The 20,973-nt window shown below is 67.8% G+C and carries 15 protein-coding genes; 5 read left to right on the top strand and 10 right to left on the bottom strand.

The window, feature by feature from the left end; genetic code table 11:
• Positions 1-81: 81 nt before the first annotated feature.
• Positions 82-2,337, top strand: a complete 2,256-nt coding sequence (locus ACEN98_RS29680) for an Orn/Lys/Arg decarboxylase N-terminal domain-containing protein (protein WP_413388416.1) — start codon at positions 82-84, stop codon at positions 2,335-2,337.
• 145 nt (positions 2,338-2,482) lie between these two features.
• On the opposite strand, the gene dcd is transcribed toward ACEN98_RS29680, so the two are convergent.
• The 3 genes from dcd to ACEN98_RS29665 form a co-directional block, all read right to left on the bottom strand.
• On the bottom strand, positions 2,483-3,049 hold the full coding sequence (dcd, locus tag ACEN98_RS29675) for a dCTP deaminase (protein ID WP_056131857.1): 567 nt from the start codon (positions 3,047-3,049) through the stop codon (positions 2,483-2,485).
• Positions 3,050-3,093: 44 nt separating this feature from the next.
• Complete coding sequence (locus ACEN98_RS29670) at positions 3,094-3,930, bottom strand: alpha/beta fold hydrolase (protein ID WP_413388415.1); 837 nt, start codon at positions 3,928-3,930, stop codon at positions 3,094-3,096.
• Positions 3,931-4,013: 83 nt separating this feature from the next.
• Positions 4,014-4,493 carry a Spy/CpxP family protein refolding chaperone gene (locus ACEN98_RS29665; protein WP_413388414.1) on the bottom strand — a complete coding sequence of 160 codons (480 nt, stop codon included), beginning with the start codon at positions 4,491-4,493 and terminating at the stop codon, positions 4,014-4,016.
• Positions 4,494-4,628: 135 nt separating this feature from the next.
• Between ACEN98_RS29665 and ACEN98_RS29660 the strand changes: the two genes are divergently transcribed.
• Complete coding sequence (locus ACEN98_RS29660) at positions 4,629-5,315, top strand: response regulator (RefSeq protein ID WP_413388413.1); 687 nt, start codon at positions 4,629-4,631, stop codon at positions 5,313-5,315.
• A gap of 2 nt (positions 5,316-5,317) precedes the next feature.
• A complete protein-coding gene (locus ACEN98_RS29655; RefSeq protein WP_413388412.1) occupies positions 5,318-6,784 on the top strand; it encodes an ATP-binding protein in 1,467 nt (488 codons plus the stop codon).
• Here the strand turns inward: ACEN98_RS29655 and ACEN98_RS29650 are convergent, their stop codons facing one another.
• From ACEN98_RS29650 to ACEN98_RS29620, 7 genes are all read right to left on the bottom strand, one after another.
• Complete coding sequence (locus tag ACEN98_RS29650) at positions 6,785-9,163, bottom strand: DNA internalization-related competence protein ComEC/Rec2 (protein WP_413388411.1); 2,379 nt, start codon at positions 9,161-9,163, stop codon at positions 6,785-6,787.
• Between the two features lie 27 nt (positions 9,164-9,190).
• A complete protein-coding gene (locus tag ACEN98_RS29645; RefSeq protein ID WP_413388410.1) occupies positions 9,191-10,813 on the bottom strand; it encodes a T6SS immunity protein Tli4 family protein in 1,623 nt (540 codons plus the stop codon).
• Positions 10,814-11,168: 355 nt separating this feature from the next.
• Positions 11,169-12,836, bottom strand: coding sequence for an esterase/lipase family protein (locus ACEN98_RS29640; protein ID WP_413388409.1), 1,668 nt, complete (start codon positions 12,834-12,836; stop codon positions 11,169-11,171).
• A 42-nt stretch (positions 12,837-12,878) separates the two neighbouring features.
• Positions 12,879-15,791, bottom strand: a complete 2,913-nt coding sequence (locus tag ACEN98_RS29635) for a type VI secretion system Vgr family protein (RefSeq protein ID WP_413388408.1) — start codon at positions 15,789-15,791, stop codon at positions 12,879-12,881.
• 158 nt (positions 15,792-15,949) lie between these two features.
• A complete protein-coding gene (locus ACEN98_RS29630) occupies positions 15,950-16,750 on the bottom strand; it encodes a TatD family hydrolase (RefSeq protein WP_413388407.1) in 801 nt (266 codons plus the stop codon).
• Positions 16,751-16,757: 7 nt separating this feature from the next.
• Complete coding sequence (gene lolD, locus ACEN98_RS29625; RefSeq protein WP_413389109.1) at positions 16,758-17,450, bottom strand: lipoprotein-releasing ABC transporter ATP-binding protein LolD; 693 nt, start codon at positions 17,448-17,450, stop codon at positions 16,758-16,760.
• A 1-nt stretch (position 17,451) separates the two neighbouring features.
• Positions 17,452-18,717 carry a lipoprotein-releasing ABC transporter permease subunit gene (locus ACEN98_RS29620; RefSeq protein ID WP_413388406.1) on the bottom strand — a complete coding sequence of 422 codons (1,266 nt, stop codon included), beginning with the start codon at positions 18,715-18,717 and terminating at the stop codon, positions 17,452-17,454.
• 161 nt (positions 18,718-18,878) lie between these two features.
• Here ACEN98_RS29620 and ACEN98_RS29615 point away from each other — a divergent pair, with 161 nt between their 5' ends.
• Together ACEN98_RS29615 and ACEN98_RS29610 are read left to right on the top strand one after the other, a co-directional pair.
• The gene (locus ACEN98_RS29615) at positions 18,879-20,099 is read left to right on the top strand and encodes a hypothetical protein (protein WP_413388405.1); all 1,221 of its coding nucleotides are present in this window, start codon (positions 18,879-18,881) and stop codon (positions 20,097-20,099) included.
• Between the two features lie 17 nt (positions 20,100-20,116).
• Complete coding sequence (locus ACEN98_RS29610) at positions 20,117-20,950, top strand: ferritin Dps family protein (protein ID WP_413388404.1); 834 nt, start codon at positions 20,117-20,119, stop codon at positions 20,948-20,950.
• Positions 20,951-20,973: the final 23 nt, after the last annotated feature.

Here is a 20,973-nt window from a genome sequence, read left to right as displayed (position 1 = left end):
TTCTTCATTTTTCCGGTGCCGTGCCCGGCCGCCTTCCCTCCCGGATAGCGGCGCGCACGGCGCTTCGCTTTGGAGCTGTCCATGAAATTTCGTTTCCCAATCGTCATCATTGACGAGGATTTCCGTTCCGAGAACACCTCCGGTCTCGGCATTCGCGCGCTTGCGGCCGCGATGGAAAAAGAAGGCATGGAAGTGCTCGGCCTGACCAGCTATGGCGACCTGTCGCAGTTCGCCCAGCAGCAGTCGCGCGCTTCCGCCTTCGTACTGTCGATCGACGACGAGGAATTCGGCGGCGGCACCATCGAGGAGACCAATTTCGCATTGAGCGGCCTGCGCGCGTTCGTGCAGGAGATCCGCCACAAGAACTCGGACATCCCGATCTACATCTACGGCGAGACCCGCACGAGCCGCCACATCCCGAACGACATCCTGAAGGAGCTGCACGGCTTCATCCACATGTTCGAGGACACGCCGGAATTCGTCGCGCGCCACATCATCCGCGAAGCGAAAGCCTACCTGGACAGCCTGGCGCCGCCGTTCTTCCGCGCGCTCGTCAACTACGCCAACGACGGTTCGTACTCCTGGCACTGCCCCGGCCACTCGGGGGGCGTCGCGTTCCTGAAATCGCCGATCGGCCAGATGTTCCACCAGTTCTTCGGCGAGAACATGCTGCGCGCAGACGTCTGCAACGCCGTCGAGGAACTGGGCCAGCTGCTGGACCACACCGGCCCCGTCGCGAAGTCGGAGCGCAACGCGGCGCGCATCTACAACGCCGACCACTGCTACTTCGTCACGAACGGCACCTCGACGTCGAACAAGATGGTGTGGCATTCGACCGTGGCGCCGGGCGACATCGTCGTCGTCGACCGCAACTGCCATAAATCGATCCTGCACTCGATCATCATGTGCGGCGCGATCCCCGTGTTCCTGATGCCGACCCGGAACAACCTCGGCATCATCGGCCCGATCCCGCTGGAAGAATTCTCGCCGGAGTCGATCCGCCGGAAGATCGAAGCGAACCCGTTCGCGCGTGAAGCCAAGAACAAGAAGCCGCGCATCCTGACGATCACGCAATCGACGTACGACGGCGTCGTCTACAACGTCGAGACCTTGCGCGAACTGCTGGACGGCGAGATCGACACCTTGCACTTCGACGAAGCCTGGCTGCCGCACGCGACGTTCCACGACTTCTACCGCAACATGCACGCGATCGGCCGCGACCGCCCGCGCGCGAAGCAGTCGATGATCTTCTCGACGCAGTCCACGCACAAGCTGCTGGCGGGCCTGTCGCAGGCGTCGCAGGTGCTCGTGCGCGAATCCGAGACCGTCGCGCTGGACCAGGACGCGTTCAACGAGGCGTACCTGATGCACACGTCGACGTCGCCGCAATATTCGATCATCGCGTCGTGCGACGTCGCCGCCGCGATGATGGAAGCGCCGGGCGGCACCGCTCTCGTCGAGGAATCGATCTACGAAGCGCTGGACTTCCGCCGCGCGATGCAGAAGGTCGACGAGGACTACGGCGACGACTGGTGGTTCAAGGTGTGGGGCCCGCAGGTCACGAGCGAGGAAGGCATCGGCACGCAGGCCGACTGGATGATCCACGCGGACGACGACTGGCACGGCTTCGGCAGACTGGCCGAAGGCTTCAACATGCTCGACCCGATCAAGGCGACGGTCGTCACCCCCGGCCTGTCGCTGGACGGCTCGTTCGGCACCTCTGGCATCCCGGCGTCGATCGTCACCAAGTACCTCGCCGAGCACGGCGTGATCATCGAGAAGTGCGGCCTCTACTCGTTCTTCATCATGTTCACGATCGGCATCACGAAAGGCCGCTGGAACACGCTCGTCACCGCCCTGCAGCAGTTCAAGGACGACTACGACCGCAACCAGCCCATGTGGCGCATCATGCCGGAGTTCACGGCCGCGAACCCGCGCTACGAATCGTGGGGCCTGCGCGACCTGTGCCAGCAGATCCACGACTTCTACAAGTCGCGCGACGTCGCCCGCCTGACGACCGAGATGTACTTGTCGGACATGATCCCGGCGATGAAGCCGTCGGACGCCTTCGCGAAGATGGCGCACCGCGAGATCGAGCGCGTGGCGATCGAGGAACTGGAAGGCCGCATCACCGCGATCCTGCTGACGCCCTACCCGCCGGGCATCCCGCTGCTGATCCCGGGCGAGCGCTTCAACAAGACCATCGTCGACTACCTGCGCTTCGCGCGCGACTTCAACGAGCGGTTCCCGGGCTTCGAGACGGACGTGCATGGTCTCGTCAAGCGCGAGGTCGACGGGAAGCTGGGGTACTTCGTCGACTGCGTGAGGCAAGACTGATCGCTGGCGCTCGGTGGGCTCGGGGAACCCACCCTACGGCAATCGGCAAATCGTAGGGTGGGCACCCCGTGCCCACGATGCGGCCGCGTGCCACGAACGCAAAAAGGAGGCCTCGGCCTCCTTGTTTTTTTACGTCTTCAACCTGTCAGGCCTTCGGCAGCGTCACGCCGTGCTGGCCCTGGTACTTGCCGCCGCGGTCCTTGTACGACGTCTCGCAGACCTCGTCGCTCTCGAAGAACAGCACCTGCGCGCAGCCTTCGCCGGCATAGATCTTGGCCGGCAGCGGCGTCGTGTTCGAAAACTCCAGGGTCACATAGCCTTCCCACTCCGGCTCGAACGGCGTCACGTTGACGATGATGCCGCAGCGCGCATAGGTCGACTTGCCCAGGCAGACGGTCAGCACGTTGCGCGGGATCTTGAAGTACTCGATCGTGCGGGCCAGCGCGAAGGAGTTCGGCGGAATGATGCACACGTCGCTCTTCACGTCGACGAACGAGTTCGAGTCGAAGTTCTTCGGGTCGACGATGGTGCTGTTGATGTTCGTGAACACCTTGAATTCGTCGGCGCAGCGGATGTCGTAGCCGTACGAGGACGTGCCCCACGAAATGATCTTGCGGCCGTCCGTCTCGCGCACCTGTTTCGGCGAGAACGGTTCGATCATGCCGTGTTCTTCCGCCATTCGGCGGATCCATTTGTCGCTCTTGATACTCATCGCTGGGGGTCTTCTCTAAAAAGGGGAATAACAATCCCGCAATTTTACGCGAAAAGCGCCGCCGGACGACCGGCCTTTTTTTCCTCGGCCTGCGCCAGCAGCCGCGCGATCATCGCGCGCGTCAGCTGCGCCGTCAGCGCCGGCTTCTCCATCGGATACAGGTGCGTGCCTGCGATCGTGACGAGATTGTCGCCGACCAGCCGGCGCGTCCCGTCCAGGCCAGCCTGGCGCAGCTCCGTGGAATCCGTCCCCGCGATGAAGCCGACGGGCACGGGGAATGGCGCGCGCAGCACCCGGGCCATGTCGTGCGGCAGCGTGCTGTAGATCGCCGCTTCGACGTCGCGGTCGAAGCGGAGTTGCACGCCGTCGGCATGCGGTTTCAGGCCGTGCTCCAGGTAATCGTCGAGGGCACCCGGCGCCCACGCCTGGAACACGGGTTTCGCCATGAAATGCTCGAAGGCGGCCGCGCGCGACGGCCACACGTTGCGCCGCCGCCGGGCCACGTTCCCCGGCGACAGCCGCATGCGCAGTCCGAGCATCTTCGCGAACCGCCACACCCACGCCCGCCAGCCCGCGACGACGGGCGAATCCAGCATCACCACGCAGCGCACCAGGTCCGGCCGCCGGTGCGCCGCCAGCATGCCGACGGCGCCGCCCAGCGAATGGCCGACGAGGATCGCCGGCCGGCCGTACCCCTCGAGCTGCGCGATCAGCTCGTCGATCAGCGTGTGCCAGTTGTCGCGCACGGGAAAGCGCGGGTCGTGGCCCAGCATGTCCGTCGTCCGCACGTCGAAATCGCGGCGCAAGTCGTCCAGCAGGCGGCCGTACGAACCGGACGGGTAGCTGTTCCCGTGGGTGAAATGGAGTAAAGGCTTGGACATCGGGAATGGGATGACGCGGCACCGCGTAATAAAGACAACACCCATTGTAATGTCATTATCTCCGAGTATTTAGAGGGAAACGCCTACGGCCGCTCGCCCCCATCGTGTCCCCGCATGCGGTGCTGGCTCAGCTGCTCGCGCTGCTCCGGCGTCAGCACGGCCTGGATCTGCGCGTCGGTGCGTGCCCGCAGCAGCGCCTGGGCCGCCACCGCCTGGCCGAGGTCGCGCGACAGCGCGCCGGCCCTGGCCTCGTCGAACCGGTCGGCGCGGCCCAGTTCGCGCAGCGCGTCGTGCGCCTTGCGGATCGCCTTGTCGTAGTCGCGGTGCTGCGGCTCCTGGGCGTGCATGATGGCGAACACCTTGTCCTGCTGGGCTTCCGTCAGCTTCAGGCGGTGCAGCGGAACGTGGCCGAAGGGCATGCCCGGGCCCCGCTCGTGGTCGCCGCCGGGACCGCGCTGGCCGGCGGGCGGCGGCGCATCCGGTTCGCCGGCCGCGAAGGCCGGGGTGGCGGCAAGGCAGGCGGCGAGCAGCGCGGCTGCCGCGGAAATGCTTGTGAATTTCATGTCTGTCATCCTTTTTTGTTCGGAGACGCCATTCTCGATTGTCTCGACGTTAAGGCGTGTTGTCGGCGTGTAAAAGCGCGTAAAGAGCCGGCGGCGGTCGTGGCCGGCACAGTCGCGCTGCGCTAAGATGCGAGCATGAACCAAGTCCTGCTTATCGACGACGACACCGAACTGGTCGGCATGTTTTCCGAATACCTGGAACAGGAAGGCTTTCGCGTCGCCTGCGCCCACGACGGCGAGACGGGCGCGCGCGAAGCGCTGACCGGCCAGTACGCAATCGCCATCCTCGACGTGATGATGCCCCGCATGAACGGCATCGAGACGCTGCGCCGCATCCGCGCCGCCAGCCGCATGCCGATCCTGATGCTGACGGGGCGCGGCGACGACGCCGACCGCATCCTCGGCCTCGAACTGGGCGCCGACGACTACGTCACGAAGCCCTGCACGCCGCGCGAACTGACGGCGCGCGTGCGCGCTATCCTGCGCCGCACGCAAAGCTCGCCCAACGACGGTCCCGGCATCACGCTCACCGTCGGCAAGCTGACGATGCTGCCGGAGCAGCGGCGCGCCACGTGGGACGGCCAGCCGCTGGACCTGACCAGCACCGAATTCAACCTGCTCGAAGTCCTGGCGCGCAACGCCGGCCGCCCGGTCAGCAAGAGCGACCTCTCCGAGCAGGGCCTGGGCCGCCCGCTGGCCCGTTTCGACCGCAACATCGACGTCCACCTGTCGAGCCTGCGCCATAAACTGGGCACGCTGTCGGACGGGCGTTCCTGCCTGCAGACCGTCTACCGTCTCGGCTACCAGCTGATCCGCGAGTAGCGATGGGCCGGCTGTTCTGGAAGTTCTTCCTGTCCATCCTGCTGGCCCAGGTGGCCGCGACGATCGGCGTCGGCGGCACCTTGTGGCTGCGCGACCAGGCGCGCCAGCGCGGCGGCGAACCCACGCTCGACAAGAGTCCGCCCGCCACGATCATGCTCGACGCCGCCGCCGCGACGCTGAAGCACGGCGGTGTCGACGCCTTGCGCGACCTCGCCGCCGGCAGCCGCCGCATGCATTTGTATGTGCTCGACGAACAGGGTCATGAACTGCTCGACCGGCAGGTGCCCGCCAGGCTGCGCGAGGAAGTCGAGCGCAACCTGAACGGCGACGGCCGCACACACGCCGTCGCCCAGCTGACGGGCGCCGACGGCCGCCGCTACACGGCCTTCGCCTCGCGCGCATGGCATATGCCGGGCATGGACGGTCCTGGTCCGCGCGGCTTCGGCATCGGAGCGAGCGCCGGGCCGCCGCCGGCCGGCGCGGGTGGCGGCGACCCGGGCGCGCGCACGGACGGCGCACCCGGCGGCCCCGGCGGTCCAGGCGGCGGCTGGTTCGGCCTGCCGCCCGAATTCGGCCGCCACGTGGGGCCCTGGCTGCCGATCGTCGCCGCCACGCTGGCCAGCCTGTTGTTCGCAGCCCTCCTCGCCTGGTATTTCTCGCGCCCGATCCGCGCCCTGCAGCGCGCCTTCGATGCCGCCGCAGCGGGCGACCTCGCCCCCAGGTTCGCCCACGCGGCGCCGCGCCTCATCGGCGACGAGCTCGCGGAACTGGGCCACGATTTCGACCGCATGAGCGCCCAGCTGCGCGCCCTGATGGACGGCCAGCGCCGCCTGCTGCACGACGTCTCGCACGAACTGCGCTCGCCGCTCGCGCGCCTGCAGGCCGCCATCGGCCTCGCGCACCAGCGGCCGGACCGGCTGCAGGCGTCGCTCGAACGCATCGAACGCGAAAGCGTGCGCATGGACCGCCTCGTCGGCGAGCTGCTGACCTTGTCGCGCCTGGAAGCGGCGACCACGTTGCCCGCGACCGAAGCCGTGGACCTCGTCGAGATGGTCGACCAGATCGCCGACGACGCCCGCTTCGAAGCCGGCGCGGTGGTGGACGTGGACGCGCCGGAACCGGTCACGGTACGCGGCGCCCCGGACCTGCTGTGGAGCGCCGTCGAAAACATCGTGCGCAACGCCGTCAAGCACGGTCCGGGCGGCCCCGTGGACGTCCGCGTGCATCCGGACGGCGACCTCGTTCACATCGAAGTCCTCGACAAGGGCCCCGGCATCGCGTCCGAACACCTGGGCGACGTGTTCGAGCCCTTCTTCCGCTCCAACCCCACGCGCAACAACGTCGACGGCCACGGGCTCGGTCTCGCGATCGCCAAGCGGGTCGTAGAGACGCATGGCGGACGGATCTCGGCCGCCAACCGGGCCGAAGGCGGCTTGCGGGTCACGATCACGCTGCCGCGCGTGGTCTGATCAGCGCCCGTACCAATAGCGCGCGTGGTCGGTGCGGTAGCCGCGCCAGGCCACGTCGGCGCCGAAGTCCAGCACCAGCGCGCCGGCGTCGTCCGTCCTCAGTCGCTCGACCCCGAGCGCACCGTAGCGCTCATACACCTCCAGCTTCGGGTGGTGGTAGCGATTGCGGTATCCGACCTGGAACACCGCGACTTCCGGCCGCACGGCCTGCAGGAAGGCCAGCGTGGACGACGTGCCGCTGCCGTGGTGCGGCGCCAGCAGGACGTCCGCGCGCAGGCGATCCCGAGCGCGCTCGACCAGCGCCGCTTCCTGCGCCGCCTCGATGTCGCCGGCCAGCAGCACCGTGCGCCGGCCGTTGCTGATGCGGAGCGTGCAGCTGCGGGCATTCGTCTTCAGGTGCGCGTCATCGTAGCTGGCCGGCGTCGGATGCAGCATGTCGAACGCGATGCCGTCCCACTCCCAATGCTGGCCGGCGCTGCAGCGCACGTGGCGCGGCGCCGCGCGGACGATGGCGTGATCGGCGGGCAGCGACGAGGCGAGCCAGCCGGCGCCGACGCCTTCCAGCACCGCCAGCGCGCCGCCCGTGTGGTCCGTATCGCCATGGCTGACGACGATCCCGTCGAGCGTGGCGATGCCGCGCATCCGCAGGTACGGCAGGATCACGCGGCTGCCGCCGTCCGCGCCGGGGGCGTACGCGGGACCCGTGTCGTACAGCAGGCGGTGCCGCTGCGTTTCGACGAGCAGCGCCATGCCCTGCCCTACGTCGAACGCGGTTACGCGAAAGGTGTTGTCGCGGGGATGGTCCGGGAGCTGCAGCAGCATCGGCAGCAGCGCGGCGGCCCCGGCCCAGCGGTGCGGCCAGCCGCGCGGCATCAGCAGCCACAGGATGCCGCCGAGTCCGAGCGCGAACACCCACGCCTGCGGTGCCGGCGCGCGCCACACGGCGCCGGGCCAGCCGGCCATCAGCCGCAGCAGCCAGGCGAGCATCTCCACCGTCCAGTGCGCGAGCAGGAGCAGCCAGTCGCCCGGCGGCCCGGGCACCAGGCTGCCGGCCAGCGCGAGCGGCGTCACGACGAAACTGACGAGCGGAATCGCCACCGCATTCGCGACCGGGCTCACGATCGACACCTGGCCGAACAACAGCAACGTCAACGGCACCAGCCCGGCCGTGACGGCCCATTGCGTCCGGCCGGCCAGCAGCAGCGCGCCGCGCGGACCCGCGGGCGGCGGCCCGATCCGGCCATGACCCGCGAACAGGATGGCGGCCACGGCCCCGAACGACAGCCAGAACCCCGGCCACAGCACGGCCCACGGATCGAGCAGCACGACGACCGCGAGCGCCGCGCACAACACGTGCGACACGGCCGCGAGACGCCCCATCCACAACGCGAGCGCGACGACGGACAGCATGTACAGGGTGCGTTGTGCCGGCACGCCGAAGCCGGCCAGCAGCACGTACAGGAAGGCGACGGTGGTGCCGGCCAGCGCGGCGGCCTTCTGTGCCGGCAGCCGCAGCGGCAGGCGCGCATCGGTGAAGAACGAGCGGCGCCACAGCGCCGACATGGCCCACGCGGCCAGTCCCGCGATCATCGTGATGTGCAGGCCCGAGATCGAAATGAGGTGGCCGATGCCGGTGCGGTTGAACACCTGCCAGTCGGCCTGCTCGATGCCGCGCTGGTCGCCGATCACGAGCGCCACGATCACGCCCGCGTACGTGCGGCCCGCGAGCGCCGCCTGGATGCGCGCGCGCAGCGCCGCGCGGACGCGCTCGACGACCGCGCCGGGACCGGCCACGAACGCGTCCAGCAGCCGGTTGCCGTCGTCGGCCCGCACATAGCCGGTGGCGCGCACGCCCTGTTCCAGCAGCCACGCTTCGTAATCGAATCCGCCCGGATTCGCGTTGCCGTGCGGGCGCTGCAGGCGCACCGTCAATTGCCAGCGCTGGCCGGGCTGGACGTCGCCCACGGCCTGGCGTATGCCATAGCGGCCTTGGTACCACGACAGCGCGATGTGGGAAGGCACGCGTACCGGGTCATCGATGGTGCGCTCCACGCGGAAATCGAAGCGGACGCCTTGGTCGAAGCGGTAAGGCAGCGTCTCGACGATCCCGACGACCCGCACGTCGCGGCCCTCGTCGCGCCTGGCCAGCTCCGCCGACAGCGTCGCCTGGGCCAGGAAGGCGGCCCACGCGTAGCCGGACAGCAGGCCCGCGGCGGCGAGCGCGATGATGCGTGCTGGCGGGGGGCGGATCATGCCGGCGCAGGCCAGCACCAAGAGCGCCGTCGCTGCGCCGGTGGCCAACTGACCGGATGTCGGCAGCGTGGCGCTGGTTTGCAGGTACGTGACGCCGGTGACGAAGCCCAGGATGCAGCTGCGCATGGCAGGCGGGCCGGGAGCCGGCAGCCCTCACGCGAGCCGCGACGGCCCGACCGGGGGCGGCGCCATGCCGTCTTGCGCCTCCTGCCCACTATCGGCAAGAAGCGCGGCACATTCGGCTTCTGCAAGGCGCATCAGTTGCCAGGTACTGCGCCGCTGGATCACTTCCGGACCGGCGGAACGGCCGAATACGCCGACCGGTATCTGGAACGTCGCGGCCGGAAGCGTGCTCCCACGGGGAAACCAGCGTGTCCCGTCGAGGGCATGCGTCTCTCCGCAGCGCCACCAGCCGCTGGCGGGACAGACCTCGCCGGTCCGGACGTTCGCGCCGAGTGCCGCTGCCGGTGCGTGGACGGCGTCGTCTTCCAGGGCCGCACCGACCGGTCCGGGCGGGGCAAGCGTAACCAGCGTAGGCGTACGCGGGCGCAGGCGCTTGTCGACCAGTCTCCACATGGTCGGCCGCGACGGTTCGATGCTCGGTTGGAGGCCACGCAGCTTTTGCCACAGCGTCTGCCGCGGTAACAGCAACGCCTGCGGCATGCGGTCGCCTTTGCGAATCCACTGGACTGCACCGCCTTGCACATCCACACCGGGTCCGCCTTCACGGCATTTCCACCAGCCTGACTGTGGGCAGACGTCCCCGGCCGAAGCCAATGCTCCCAGCGCCGGTCCGGGCGGTTCTGGCGGAGGCTCGGCCGCCGGCGCCGGGCCGGACTTGCGCAGGCGGATGCTGGACGAGATACTGTCCCATAGGGCCAGAACGGCGTCTTCGTGCAGGCTGGAGTCGACTGGCTTACCGCCCGGACGCGGGTTGGTGCCTGTCTCCATATTCAGCAACAGATGTGGCTGCAACAAATCGTCGACGCCCCCGCCGGCCTCCCACATGAAGCCATAGCCGGTCGTAAAATTCAGTTCGCGCACGCGCTCGAGGACCTCTTCACCCTCGATTCCGTTGATGTTGCGTTTGCCCGAACGTAGCTTGGTTACACGCAGCATCTCGTCGGCACTCGCCTCTGCATCCGCGAGAGCGACGCGCTCGAGCAACCCGTCGTCGACGTGGCCGCCCGCGACGCTGCTGAGAGCCAGCCCCATGTCAGGATGGCCTGGCAGGCCGAGATGAAAGACGACGTGTTCGTTCGTATGCTCAGGCAGCGGCTCCGCGAATACGCCGCGCCAGACACAAAACCCCGGAAACGCCGGGATGTCGTCGCTGCCACGCACGTGCAGGCGCGTCAATAATGCTTCAGCCAATCTTGCGTCGCCCTCATTGGCAACTTTTTTCGACAGGGTAAAACTGACCCCTTCCAGGTGAGCATGGACCTCCACCGATACCCATTCGACATCGACACGGCGCCCACCCTCGAAACCATAGGTGCGATCCCTGCCATATTCGAGCGCGCGCCCAATCATTCCGGCAATTCGTAGATCGCGTGCTTCGATCATCCCTCCTGCCCGGGCCGGGTCCGCGTCGTTTTCTTGCGCAGCTATGGCGGACTCTCGTGTGTCGACCCGTGCCCGAAACGCCGCCTCGCTTTCTTCGACCGTATCGATCGAGAATCCGGATATCATTTCCCCCGAAAGGCTCGTTTCTGCCTCGCTCGGCACATCGACCAAGTAGCGTCCGACACATACCGTTTTCATCTGTTCGGTCATTTTTGCCACCTCGGATCTGTCTCGTATGCTGCGGACCTGACCGGCGGCCCAGGTTCCCGCACAGGCGAGAGCTGCGCACAATACGATGAGCTCTCGCCAGCCGCGCTTCCTCGTTCGCGTCATGGCAACATCGACACCAGCTTGACGACAGGGTCGAAGGCTGACGATCGCGGCGACTGCCGCTCGAGCGCAGTCCTGTCGTCAAACCTACCGGTGTCAAACATTACCTCACCTGACCTGCATACTGGTTTGTCCAATGGCAAGCAAGCCCGTTGCCCTGCCGCGTACGCGTCGACACAGCCCGACACCAGGGGCAAGACAACTGCCTTCCGCAATCCGCGTTTCAATGTGCGCTTCATGGCAGCTTTTGCACCAGCTTGACGATAAGGTGATGTGTCAGCAACAGGATCGCGTCGGCATTGAACGCGCCCTGATGATCGAAACCACGGACATCGAATAGCTGGCCAACTTTACCGCGTGGACCCGCACCGGACTGGTGCGGCACGGTACCGTCGCCAGCCACATCCTGGCGTGCCGGCACGAAGTGCAGATTGGTGCGCCCCTCGACTTGCACGCGGCGCCCTCCGGACGGGCCGTAGCCGTGACCGACCGCGCCTCGCAGGTTCGATTCCGTGAAAACGGCACCGGTGCCGGGGTCGCGCGCGACCCAGCGAACGGCGCCGAAGGACATATGTCCGGGATCGGCACCATAGAAGGCATACGTGTTCGGATGATAGTAGGTGCCCAGCGTCTGGCGATGAAACTCTTCGGCACTGCCGATTGCCTTCCACATGATTTCCCTGATTCCGGGACTGCCCTTGTACTTGCCGGCAGGGTCTGCGAGATCCGGGTCTGCCAAGCGATACCATGCGTCGAAGTCGCGATACATGTCATATGGATTACCGACCGGTAGATGCACAACATCCCTCGGTACATCCTTGTTATTGATCCGGCTGACCAGCGAGACATGCAGCCACGGTTGCGGATACAAATGGTTGGGCAGTAATTGCAAAGCACCTGGCGCGGTGGCCATGACCGCCATTGTGTCTTTCGGCATTTCACCGAGGATTTCAGCGATGTGCTCAGCTTTGACGTTGTCCACTTTCCCATTGCTTGGGCTCCACTTCTCGGTTCCGCAAGCGATCCGGCGATAGCAAACAGGTGCGCCGAGTGCCGGCATCGCGCCATGAATCACCCCAAGGATCAGATCGGGTATCTCCTTGGCGCAAGCGCGCGCGACCAGGCCGCCCATCGAATGGGTCACCAGGATGACTTGTCGGCACTCACGCCTGCGCTCCGTCCAGAACGCAATGATGCGCTCGATGCGTTGACGCAGCCGCCTGGCCGAGTCCGCGCACGATTCGAGCCAGTTATAGCCACACGCGTAAACCGGATAGTAATAGCCAGCGTGCTTTTCCAGCTCTTCCTCGCTGACCTTGTCGATACCGCGCACGCCCCACTTGGCGGGGTCGCACTCCATGACGTCCTTCCAGTGGCGGCATATCACGCGCACGTTGTCGAGCTGATCCATTTCGAACGTATGGTTGAGACCCACATGCAAGCCGTAAAGCAGGTTTCCGTAGGAATCCCAGTGCACTTCGCCCCACGACCGTTGGCGCACTTCGGCCTCCGTCATCCCGTAATTGCGTGCCTCAAGAGGCAAATGGATGTCGCCGCGATTATCGGTCTCGAGTGTTCGGCCATCCAACAGGAGTTGCCGTGTCCCGGCATCGTATTTCTTCCATTTACGCGACGTATTCAACCCCTCGAACGTCCCATTCGGTGCCCGCCACGCCGGTTCCCCCGGATCCAGCAGCTCGTTCGCCCGCATCGCCGGACTGGTCGCGGCCCGCAGATTGCTCCCCATGATCCCCGGTACGACGATGACCGGAACGACCTTCGACGGCGGCAAGGTGAACAGCCCGCGTGTCGTGAACGAGGTGGGGGTCAGGACGGTTCGACCCGTCCAGCTGCCGTCGGGCTGCGGGACGAGGTTGGGCAAGGGGCGGGTCGGGTCTGCCATGCGCGCTCCGTGGTCTGGGTTGAGTTTGCGGAAAATTCGGCGTCAACGGGCCGGGTCGTCGTCGGGGAGGAAGGCCATGTCGACGTCGCCGATCATTTCGCCGATCAGCAACGAGGTGCGGCCCTGTTCGTCGGTGCGTCCGGTGACGGTGCGGCCGTCTTCGAACGTCGCCTGGTAGCGTTGGTTCGGGACCGGCCTGCCGGTCTGCTGGTGGCGCAGCACGACGTATTCGTCCGTGTGCAGGTGCGACGTCGGCATGCGCACGCCCTCCGGTGTCGCGCCGCCGGGGCCGACCTGGTCGAATTCGCTCGCCTTGAAGACCTGGCGGCCGCTCGTCTGCTGGGTGACCGTGCCGTCGGCCCAGTCGGTCTGCGCGCCCGGCGCGATGATCTTCACGGCCGGCGCTTCCAGCTCGATGCGTTCGGCGGCGATCAGGCTGATGCGGCCCGCCGACCTGATCTGGATATTGCCCACGTGCGTGTGCACGATGATGTCGCCGCGGCCCGCGACGAGGCGCACGCCCAGTTCGTGGGCGAACAGGCTCAGGCGGCGGGCGGCGCGCACGAAGATGTTGGCGCCGGCCGCGACCTCGGCGTCGCCCGCGCTGACGACGTCCACCTTGCCGCCCGCGCCCAGCGCCAGGTTGTCGTTGCTGGCGACGATGACGCCGTTCGGCGCCGTCGCGGCCAGGATAGGTTCCCCGCCCCCCGCCGCGCCTTCCGCGACGTTGCTGCCGGCGTGCCACCGTTTCAGCTTGTCGACGAGGGCGGCAAGGCGCCGGCCCGTCGGCTCGTCGTCCGTGTGGACGGCCGCCAGCTTGCCCACTTCGTCGAGGATGCCCTGCATGACGTCAGCCAGGCCCGCCAGTCCGGCGCGGTCGAGCTGGCCCCCTTCCGCCTGCGGGCTCGCCTCCGCGCTGATCAGGACGCCCTGGGCGCCGCGCACGGCCACCGACAGGTCGCTGCGCAGCTCGGCGCCCTCCCCGCGCGGCGTGCCGGTGCCGTCGGCGCGCGGCCGCGTCAGCCAGCCGAGGTTCAGTTCCGACGTGCCGTGGTCGCTGGCCAGCTGCGCGCTGATCTCGCCGCGCGTGTCGTCGAAGCGCAGCTGGTTGCCGCGCGCCCCCTGGATCTCGTGCGTGCGCGTGCCGGATACGTAGCGGTTGCCCGGCAGCACGCCCGCCTGGCTGAACGCGGGCGGCGCCGTGCGCTGGTTGTACAGCTGGGCGAGGATGATCGGGCGGTCCGGGTCGCCGCCGAGGAAGGCCACCAGCACTTCGGAACCGACGCGCGGCAGCGCCAGCGCGCCGGCCTGCTGCTGGCTGCCGTTGCCGTTGCCGGCCCAGTTGGAGGCGACGCGTACCCAGGCCGAATCGGCCGGGGAATCGGACGCGCCGGCGCCGTGCGCATGGCGATGGTCGGCGACGCGCATGCCCGGGAAGCGGATTTTTACCCGGCCCAGCGCGTCGCAATGGACGTCCTCGCCGGCCGGCCCGACGACGATGGCGCTCTGCAGCGGCGGCTGCGGCAGGTCGGTGCGCGGATCGTAAGCGGGCACGATCGGAATGCCGCGCCGGACGGCGGAAAAGCTGACGCGCACGCGCGCCTGCCCGTCGCCAGCGCGCGGCGCCGGCAGCGCGCTCAGGGCGGCGTCCGCCGACACCTGCCTGGCGTGGCGTTCCAGATCGCGCGGCAGGTTGTTGTCGGCCACGACGTGCAGTTCCGTGATCACGAAATCGCGCTCCGCGGCGGGGTGCGTGTCGATCTCGGGATGGCCTTCGAGCGCAAAATACTGGCCGGCGCAGAAGTCGCGCACGCTGCCCTCGCCCTGGAAGCACTTCGATTCGAATTCGTGGCGGCTCATGCGCACCTGGCCCAGGCGCCAGTGGTCCTCGACGTCGTTGCCCGCGTGCGGCATCTCGATCAGGTAGTCGTCCAGCGACGCGGCGAGCGTGTTGCCGCTCGGGCCCTGGTCCACGTTGCTGCGCGCGGAGGCCGTCATGAACTGCGCGGCGCCGGGATTCTTGTAGTCCCAGCTGTGGCGCGTGGCGACGCCCGGCTGCAGGCGGCGCGCGGCGCGCCAGGAACTGACGGTGTCGCGGCCGTCCGCCATGCTGTCGCGGTGGTAACGCACCGTGCCGGCCGCGTTCCGCGGCAGGCCGTTCGGGTCGTTGAACAGCACCAGCGTGTGCGCGGGCGTGCGGTCGTGCGCGGGATCGACGGGGCTGCCGCGGCTGCGTCCCGGCCGGAACACCCACGCGATGCCGCGCCGCTTGAGCAGGCGGCGCACGAACGCGGCGTCCGACTCGTTGTACTGCATGGTCTGTTCGCGCGGCGGGAACTGGCGCATGTCGAACAGCGGATCGAGTTCGAGTTCGAAGGCGTTGGCCAGCACCGTGTTCGACTGGCGCCATTCGTCGCACAGCACCTGCACGATCTCCAGCTCGTTCTGGTAGCGGAACACGCGGCTGTTGGTGCGCTTTTCCATCACGGCGAACACGTCGCGCAAGACCAGCTCGTAGCCGGCCAGGCCGCCGTCGGCGTCGCCCGCGCGCGCCTCGGTGACGATGCCGCACACGCTGCGGAGCATGCCGCGGTCGGTGACGAACCGCAGTTCGGCCGGCAGCGCGATCAGGTCCTTCAGCGCGATGTGCGGGCTGCTGGCGAGGCAGGCGACGCGGTAGTCGATGCCGCCGCAGATCGCCTCGTGGCCCACGACCCGCTGGGGCAGCAGCACGTCCTCCGCGAGCTGGCCGCCTTGGGCAAGGCGCAGGCGCAACGGCCGGTGCGCGGTGCTCAGGACCTTCTCGTGCTGCAGAACCCGCAGGAACTCGCTCGCGCTTTCCACTGTCTCTCCCGTGAACACGCCGCGGCTGCGGCACGAGAATGGATTCTTCCATGCTTCAACCGCCGCGAGATTAACGTGCGTCAGGGTGTACAGGAGCGAACTTCGGCGCATGCGGATGGTCCCACGCTACGCGCCGCGCGGGTGCGCACCGCGCGCCGGCGCGACTCGATGGAACTGGACACTCCCGGCGCGGTCGCGCCGTCATGAGGGCCGGGTAGGACCCATGTGCTTCATGCGCGGCGCGTGGCCGGCCCGGCATCAGCCGGGCATCAGCCCAGCAGCGCGGCCAGGCGCGGCATCGTCGCCAGCGCGCTCGCGTGCGTCGCCGCGCGCACGGCGTCCGGATCGAGCCCGCGCATGTCGGCGAGCGCCGCACCGATCGCGGGCAATTGCTCCGGGCTGTTGCGGCCCGGGTGGACCCACGCCGGCGCGATGTCCGGCGCATCCGTCTCCAGCACGATGGATTCCAGCGGCAGGTCCACGGCGAGCCTGCGGATCTGCAGCGCGCGCGTAAAGGTCATGGCGCCGCCGAAGCCGAGGTGGAAGCCGGCGTCGATGAAGGCCTTCGCCTGCTGGAAGCTGCCGTTGAAGGCGTGCGCGATGCCGCCCGCGGGACGGATCTGGCGCACGTGCTTCAGCACCTGGTCCTGCGAGCGGCGCACATGCGTGAGCACGGGAAGGTCGAAGTCGCGCGCGATGCGCAGCTGCTCGCGCAGGAAGCGTTCCTGCTTCGCGCGCATCGCGGGCTCGCACAGCATCGGGATGAAGAAGTCCAGGCCGATCTCGCCGATGGCCACGAAGTTCGGGTCCGCCAGCGACGCCTCGACCTGGCGCCGCAGTTCGGCGAGGTCGTCGTCCGTCGCCTGCGGCACGTAGATCGGATGGATGCCCAGCGCATAGCTGGCGTTGGGCAGGCTGCCTGCCAGAGCGCGCACGACGCCGAAGTTATCGCGCGCGACGGCCGGTATCACGATCATGCCGACCCCGAGTTCCTGCGCACGTCGAGCGATGGCTCCCGACCCCGTGCCGAATTCGTGGGCGTCGAGATGGCAGTGCGTGTCGATCCACATGGAAGGGTCAAGCCCCGGCCGGCTGCAGGCCGTGCTCCGTCATGCGCAGTACGCGGTCGCAGCGGCGCGCCAGTTCCGGGTCGTGCGTAACGATGACGAAGGCGGTGCCGAGGGTCTTCGACAGTTCGAGCATCAGGTCGAAGATGCCCTGCGCCGTCGAGTGGTCGAGGTTGCCGGTCGGTTCGTCCGCCAGCACGCACGCCGGTTCCGTGACGAGGGCGCGGGCCAGCGCCACGCGCTGGCGCTCGCCGCCGGACAGTTCGCCCGGCCGGTGGATGGCGCGCTGCGTCAGGCCCACGCGCGCCAGGATCGCCTCGGCGCGCGCGACGGCGTCCGCGCGCTTCATGCGCCGGATCAGCAGCGGCATCGCGACGTTGTCCAGCGCCGTGAACTCCGGCAGCAGGTGGTGGAACTGGTAGACGAAGCCGAGCGAGCGGTTGCGCAGCTCGCCGCGGCGCGTCTCCGACAAGGTCGCGAAGTCCTCGCCCTGCAGCGTGACGCTGCCCGTGCTGGGCGTGTCCAGCCCGCCCAGGATGTGCAGCAGCGTGGACTTGCCGGAGCCGGACGCGCCGACGATGGCGACGCGCTCGCCGCGGGCGATCGAGAAATCGATGTTGTCCAGCACCTGGACCGAGTAGTCTCCCTGGCGGAAGGTCTTGGCGACGTTGCGGCAGGCAAGTACAGCGGTATTCACATTCATGTCATTCATAGCGGAGTGCCTCCGCCGGTTTCACGCGCGACGCGGACCAGCTGGGGTAGATGGTCGCGACGAAGGCCAGCAGCACCGAGACGCCGCCGATCTTGGAGACGTCCGGCCAGCGCAGGTCGGACGGGATTTCGCTGATCAGGTAAATATCCTTGGACAGGAACTGCACACCGAGCAGGTGCTCGATGAACGGGACGATGACGTCGATATTGAGCGCCACCAGCACGCCCAGGCCCACGCCCGCCGCGGTGCCCATGATGCCGACGAGGGCGCCCTGGATCATGAAGATCTTCGTGATCGAGCGCGGCGACGCGCCGAGGGTGCGCAGGATGGCGATGTCGGGCTGCTTGTCGGTCACCGTCATGACGAGGGTCGAGACGAGGTTGAACGCGGCGACGGCGATGATCAGCGTGAGGATGATGAACATCATGCGCTTTTCCGTCTGCACGGCGGCGAACCAGTTGGCGTTCAGCTGCGACCAGTCGCGCATGATCAGCTCGCCCGACATGCTGCGCTTGAGTTCCTGGGCGACGAACGGGGCCTGGTGCATGTCGGCGATGCGCAGGCGCAGGCCGTTCGGCGCGTCGATCCGCACCATGCGCTGCGCGTCCTCGATGTTGATGAACGCGAGCGCCGAATCGAATTCGTAGTGGCCGGCCTCGAAGATGCCGCTCACCGTGAACACGCGCGAGCGCGGGACCATGCCGGCCGGCGTCGTCTGGCCCTGCGCCAGCAGCATGTTGACCTTGTCGCCGATGCCCACGCCGAGCGAGCGCGCGAGCGCGTAGCCGATGACGATGTTGTACTCGCCGGACTTGAGGCTCTCGATGCTGCCCTGGCGGATCTGCTTCGCCACGTCCGACACCTTGTGCTCTTCCGACGGCAGGATGCCGCGGATGACGGCCGGCTTCATCGTGTCCTCGCGCACCAGCAGCCCCTGCGTCTCGACGAACGGCGCGGCGCCGCGCACGGCCGGGTTGCGGAAGGCTTCCTGCTCGGCCTGGCGCCAGTTCGGCATGGTGCCGCTCGCGTCGAACACTTCGATGTGCGCGAGCACGGACAGCATACGGTCCGTGACCTCCTTCTGGAACCCGTTCATCACCGACAGCACGACGATCAGGGCGGCCACGCCGAGGGCGATGCCGGACACGGAGATCAGCGAGATGAAGGAAATGAAGCTGTTGCGGCTGCTGCGCTTGCCGGCGCGCGTGTAGCGCAAGCCGACCAGCCATTCGTACGGCAGTTTGTGGATGAGGCTCATGGGCTCCATGGTAAATGCTTGGGTCCCGCAGTTTGCCACACAACGCTCATCCATGTGGGGCGTTGTCACAATTGGAAGTACTTTTTCTATCTTGCACACACCATAAAAAGTCCGGAACTCCGGGCGCGGCAAGACTATCGAACGCAGACAGGAGGCCCACCATGGCATTTTCCGTCTTCGATTCGAAGGGCACGCCGCTCGACCGGCAGCACACCACGTGGCGCGACATGGTGCGCAGGCCGATCAGCAAGCTGGACGACGATGCCTTTACCCGCATGCGCATCATCCTCATGAACGGCATCGAGCTCGAGGCCCTGCGCTTCTCGCACATGGCCGCGCGCTGCAACATGGCGCTGCGCCAGCCGCTGGCCGACGTCAGGCGGGTCGAGCAGCACCAGGCCACGATGGTGAACTGGCTGCTGGCGCCCGATCATTCTCCGCTCGAGACGACCATCGCCTATGAACAGCTGGCCATCGAGCTGACGGCGAGCGTGGCCCGGGCCGAGCCGGACGACTACCTGTCCGGCGTGTATCGTTTCGGCCTGCTGGAAGACTTCGACCACCTGTACCGCTATGCGGCGCTGCTCGACCGCGTGGAGGGCAAGGATGCGAACAATATCCTGCAGAGCTATACGGACATCCTCCCCGGCCGCCCCACGCCCGAGCACCACCGCGCCCCGCGCGACGACCTGCGCATCCCGTACGACCGCAGCATGGCCGCGATGCTCAGCAAGCTGCATGCGCTGACGATCACGGCGGCCGAGGCGCAGACCCACAACTATTATATGAACGTGGGCCCGACGTTCGCCGACCCGGTCGCGCGCCAGCTGTATGCGGAGATCGCCTCGGTGGAAGAACAGCACGTCACGCAATACGAATCGCTGCTGGACCCGACGGAGACGTGGGTCGAGCAGTGGATGCTGCACGAGGCGAACGAGTGCTACACCTATTACAGCTGCGTCGAGACGGAGACGAACCACCACGTCAAGGCCATCTGGGAGCGGTGCCTCGACTACGAGCTGGGCCACTTCCACATGGCCGCCGACGCGTTCCGGCGCTACGAGCGGCGCGATCCGGCCGAGATCGTCGGCGATTTTTCAGGCCCGATCCCGTTCCGCAGCCAGCGCGACTACGTGCGGCAGGTGCTGGCCAGCGAAGTCGACCTGCGCGCGCTGGGCACGCAATTCGTGCCGAAGGCGCACGAGGACCAGGCCAGCATCGATTACCGGCGGCAGATGAACGGCGACGGCTCGCCCAGCGCGGCGGTGGCGGCCGGCTACGTCTGGACGCCGGGCACGGAACTCGTGAGCCATGGCGCCGCCACCACGACGGCCGTCACGACGACCCTGCCCGCCAACCAGGGTGGCGTCGTCCAGCCCTGAACCGCAACGGAGACACCATGGCACAGCAGACCGAACACCTCGGCATGAACCGGACGGGCGTGCAGATGTCGCCCATCGACACGGCGGCCATGCAGGGCAGCGACAACGCGCCGATCCGCGGCGCGCCGGGCGACGAGCGCGCCCTGCTGGACGCGCGCGAAGCGCTCATCATGGACGCCGGCGACATCGGCTCCATCCCCATGCCGGGCTCGGTCGCCGGCGCCGTCAACATGGGCATGCACATGCTCAAGGGCGACCGGCCGCAGATCCTGCTCGACAAGCTGGGCGAACGCCTCGCGTTCGAACGCACGGGCACCCGTCTGTACGACGCGCTGCTGGCAAAATGCGACGTGATGCAGGGCGGCCCCGCCGGCATGACGCGCGACCACGTCGCCGCCATCCGCCGCGACGAAGCCCGCCACTTCCTGCTGCTGAAGGACGCGATCGAATCGCTGGGCGGCGATCCGACGGCGCAGACGCCCAGCGCGGACGTGACCGGCGTCGAGTCGCTGGGTTTCGTGCAGGTGCTGAACGATCCGCGCACGAGCCTCGCCCAATCGCTGCACGCGCTGCTGACGGCCGAACTGGCCGATCGCGCCGGCTGGGAGACGCTGATCGCGCTCGCGGGCGAGGCCGGCCAGGACGACCTCGTGGCCGGCTTCACGCTGGCGCTGGAAGACGAGCACCGGCACCTCGTCCTCGTCCAGGGGTGGTATCACGAGGCGATCGGGCTGACGCCCGTTCCCGGGATGCTGCCGCCGGGCGGGTCGGCCGGCATGCCGCCCGATTCGACGACCGCGCCGACGACCTCGCCGGACGTGACGACGCCGGGACCGGGGGCGGACATCTGAGTCCATTTCGCCTAAAATAGAGG

The organism is Massilia sp. CT11-137 (genome assembly GCF_047302885.1).
In the GTDB taxonomy this organism is placed as follows: domain Bacteria; phylum Pseudomonadota; class Gammaproteobacteria; order Burkholderiales; family Burkholderiaceae_D; genus Telluria; species Telluria orientalis.
The sequence above is the reverse complement of the archived record's forward strand: the minus strand, read 5'-3'. Positions and strand labels throughout refer to the sequence as shown.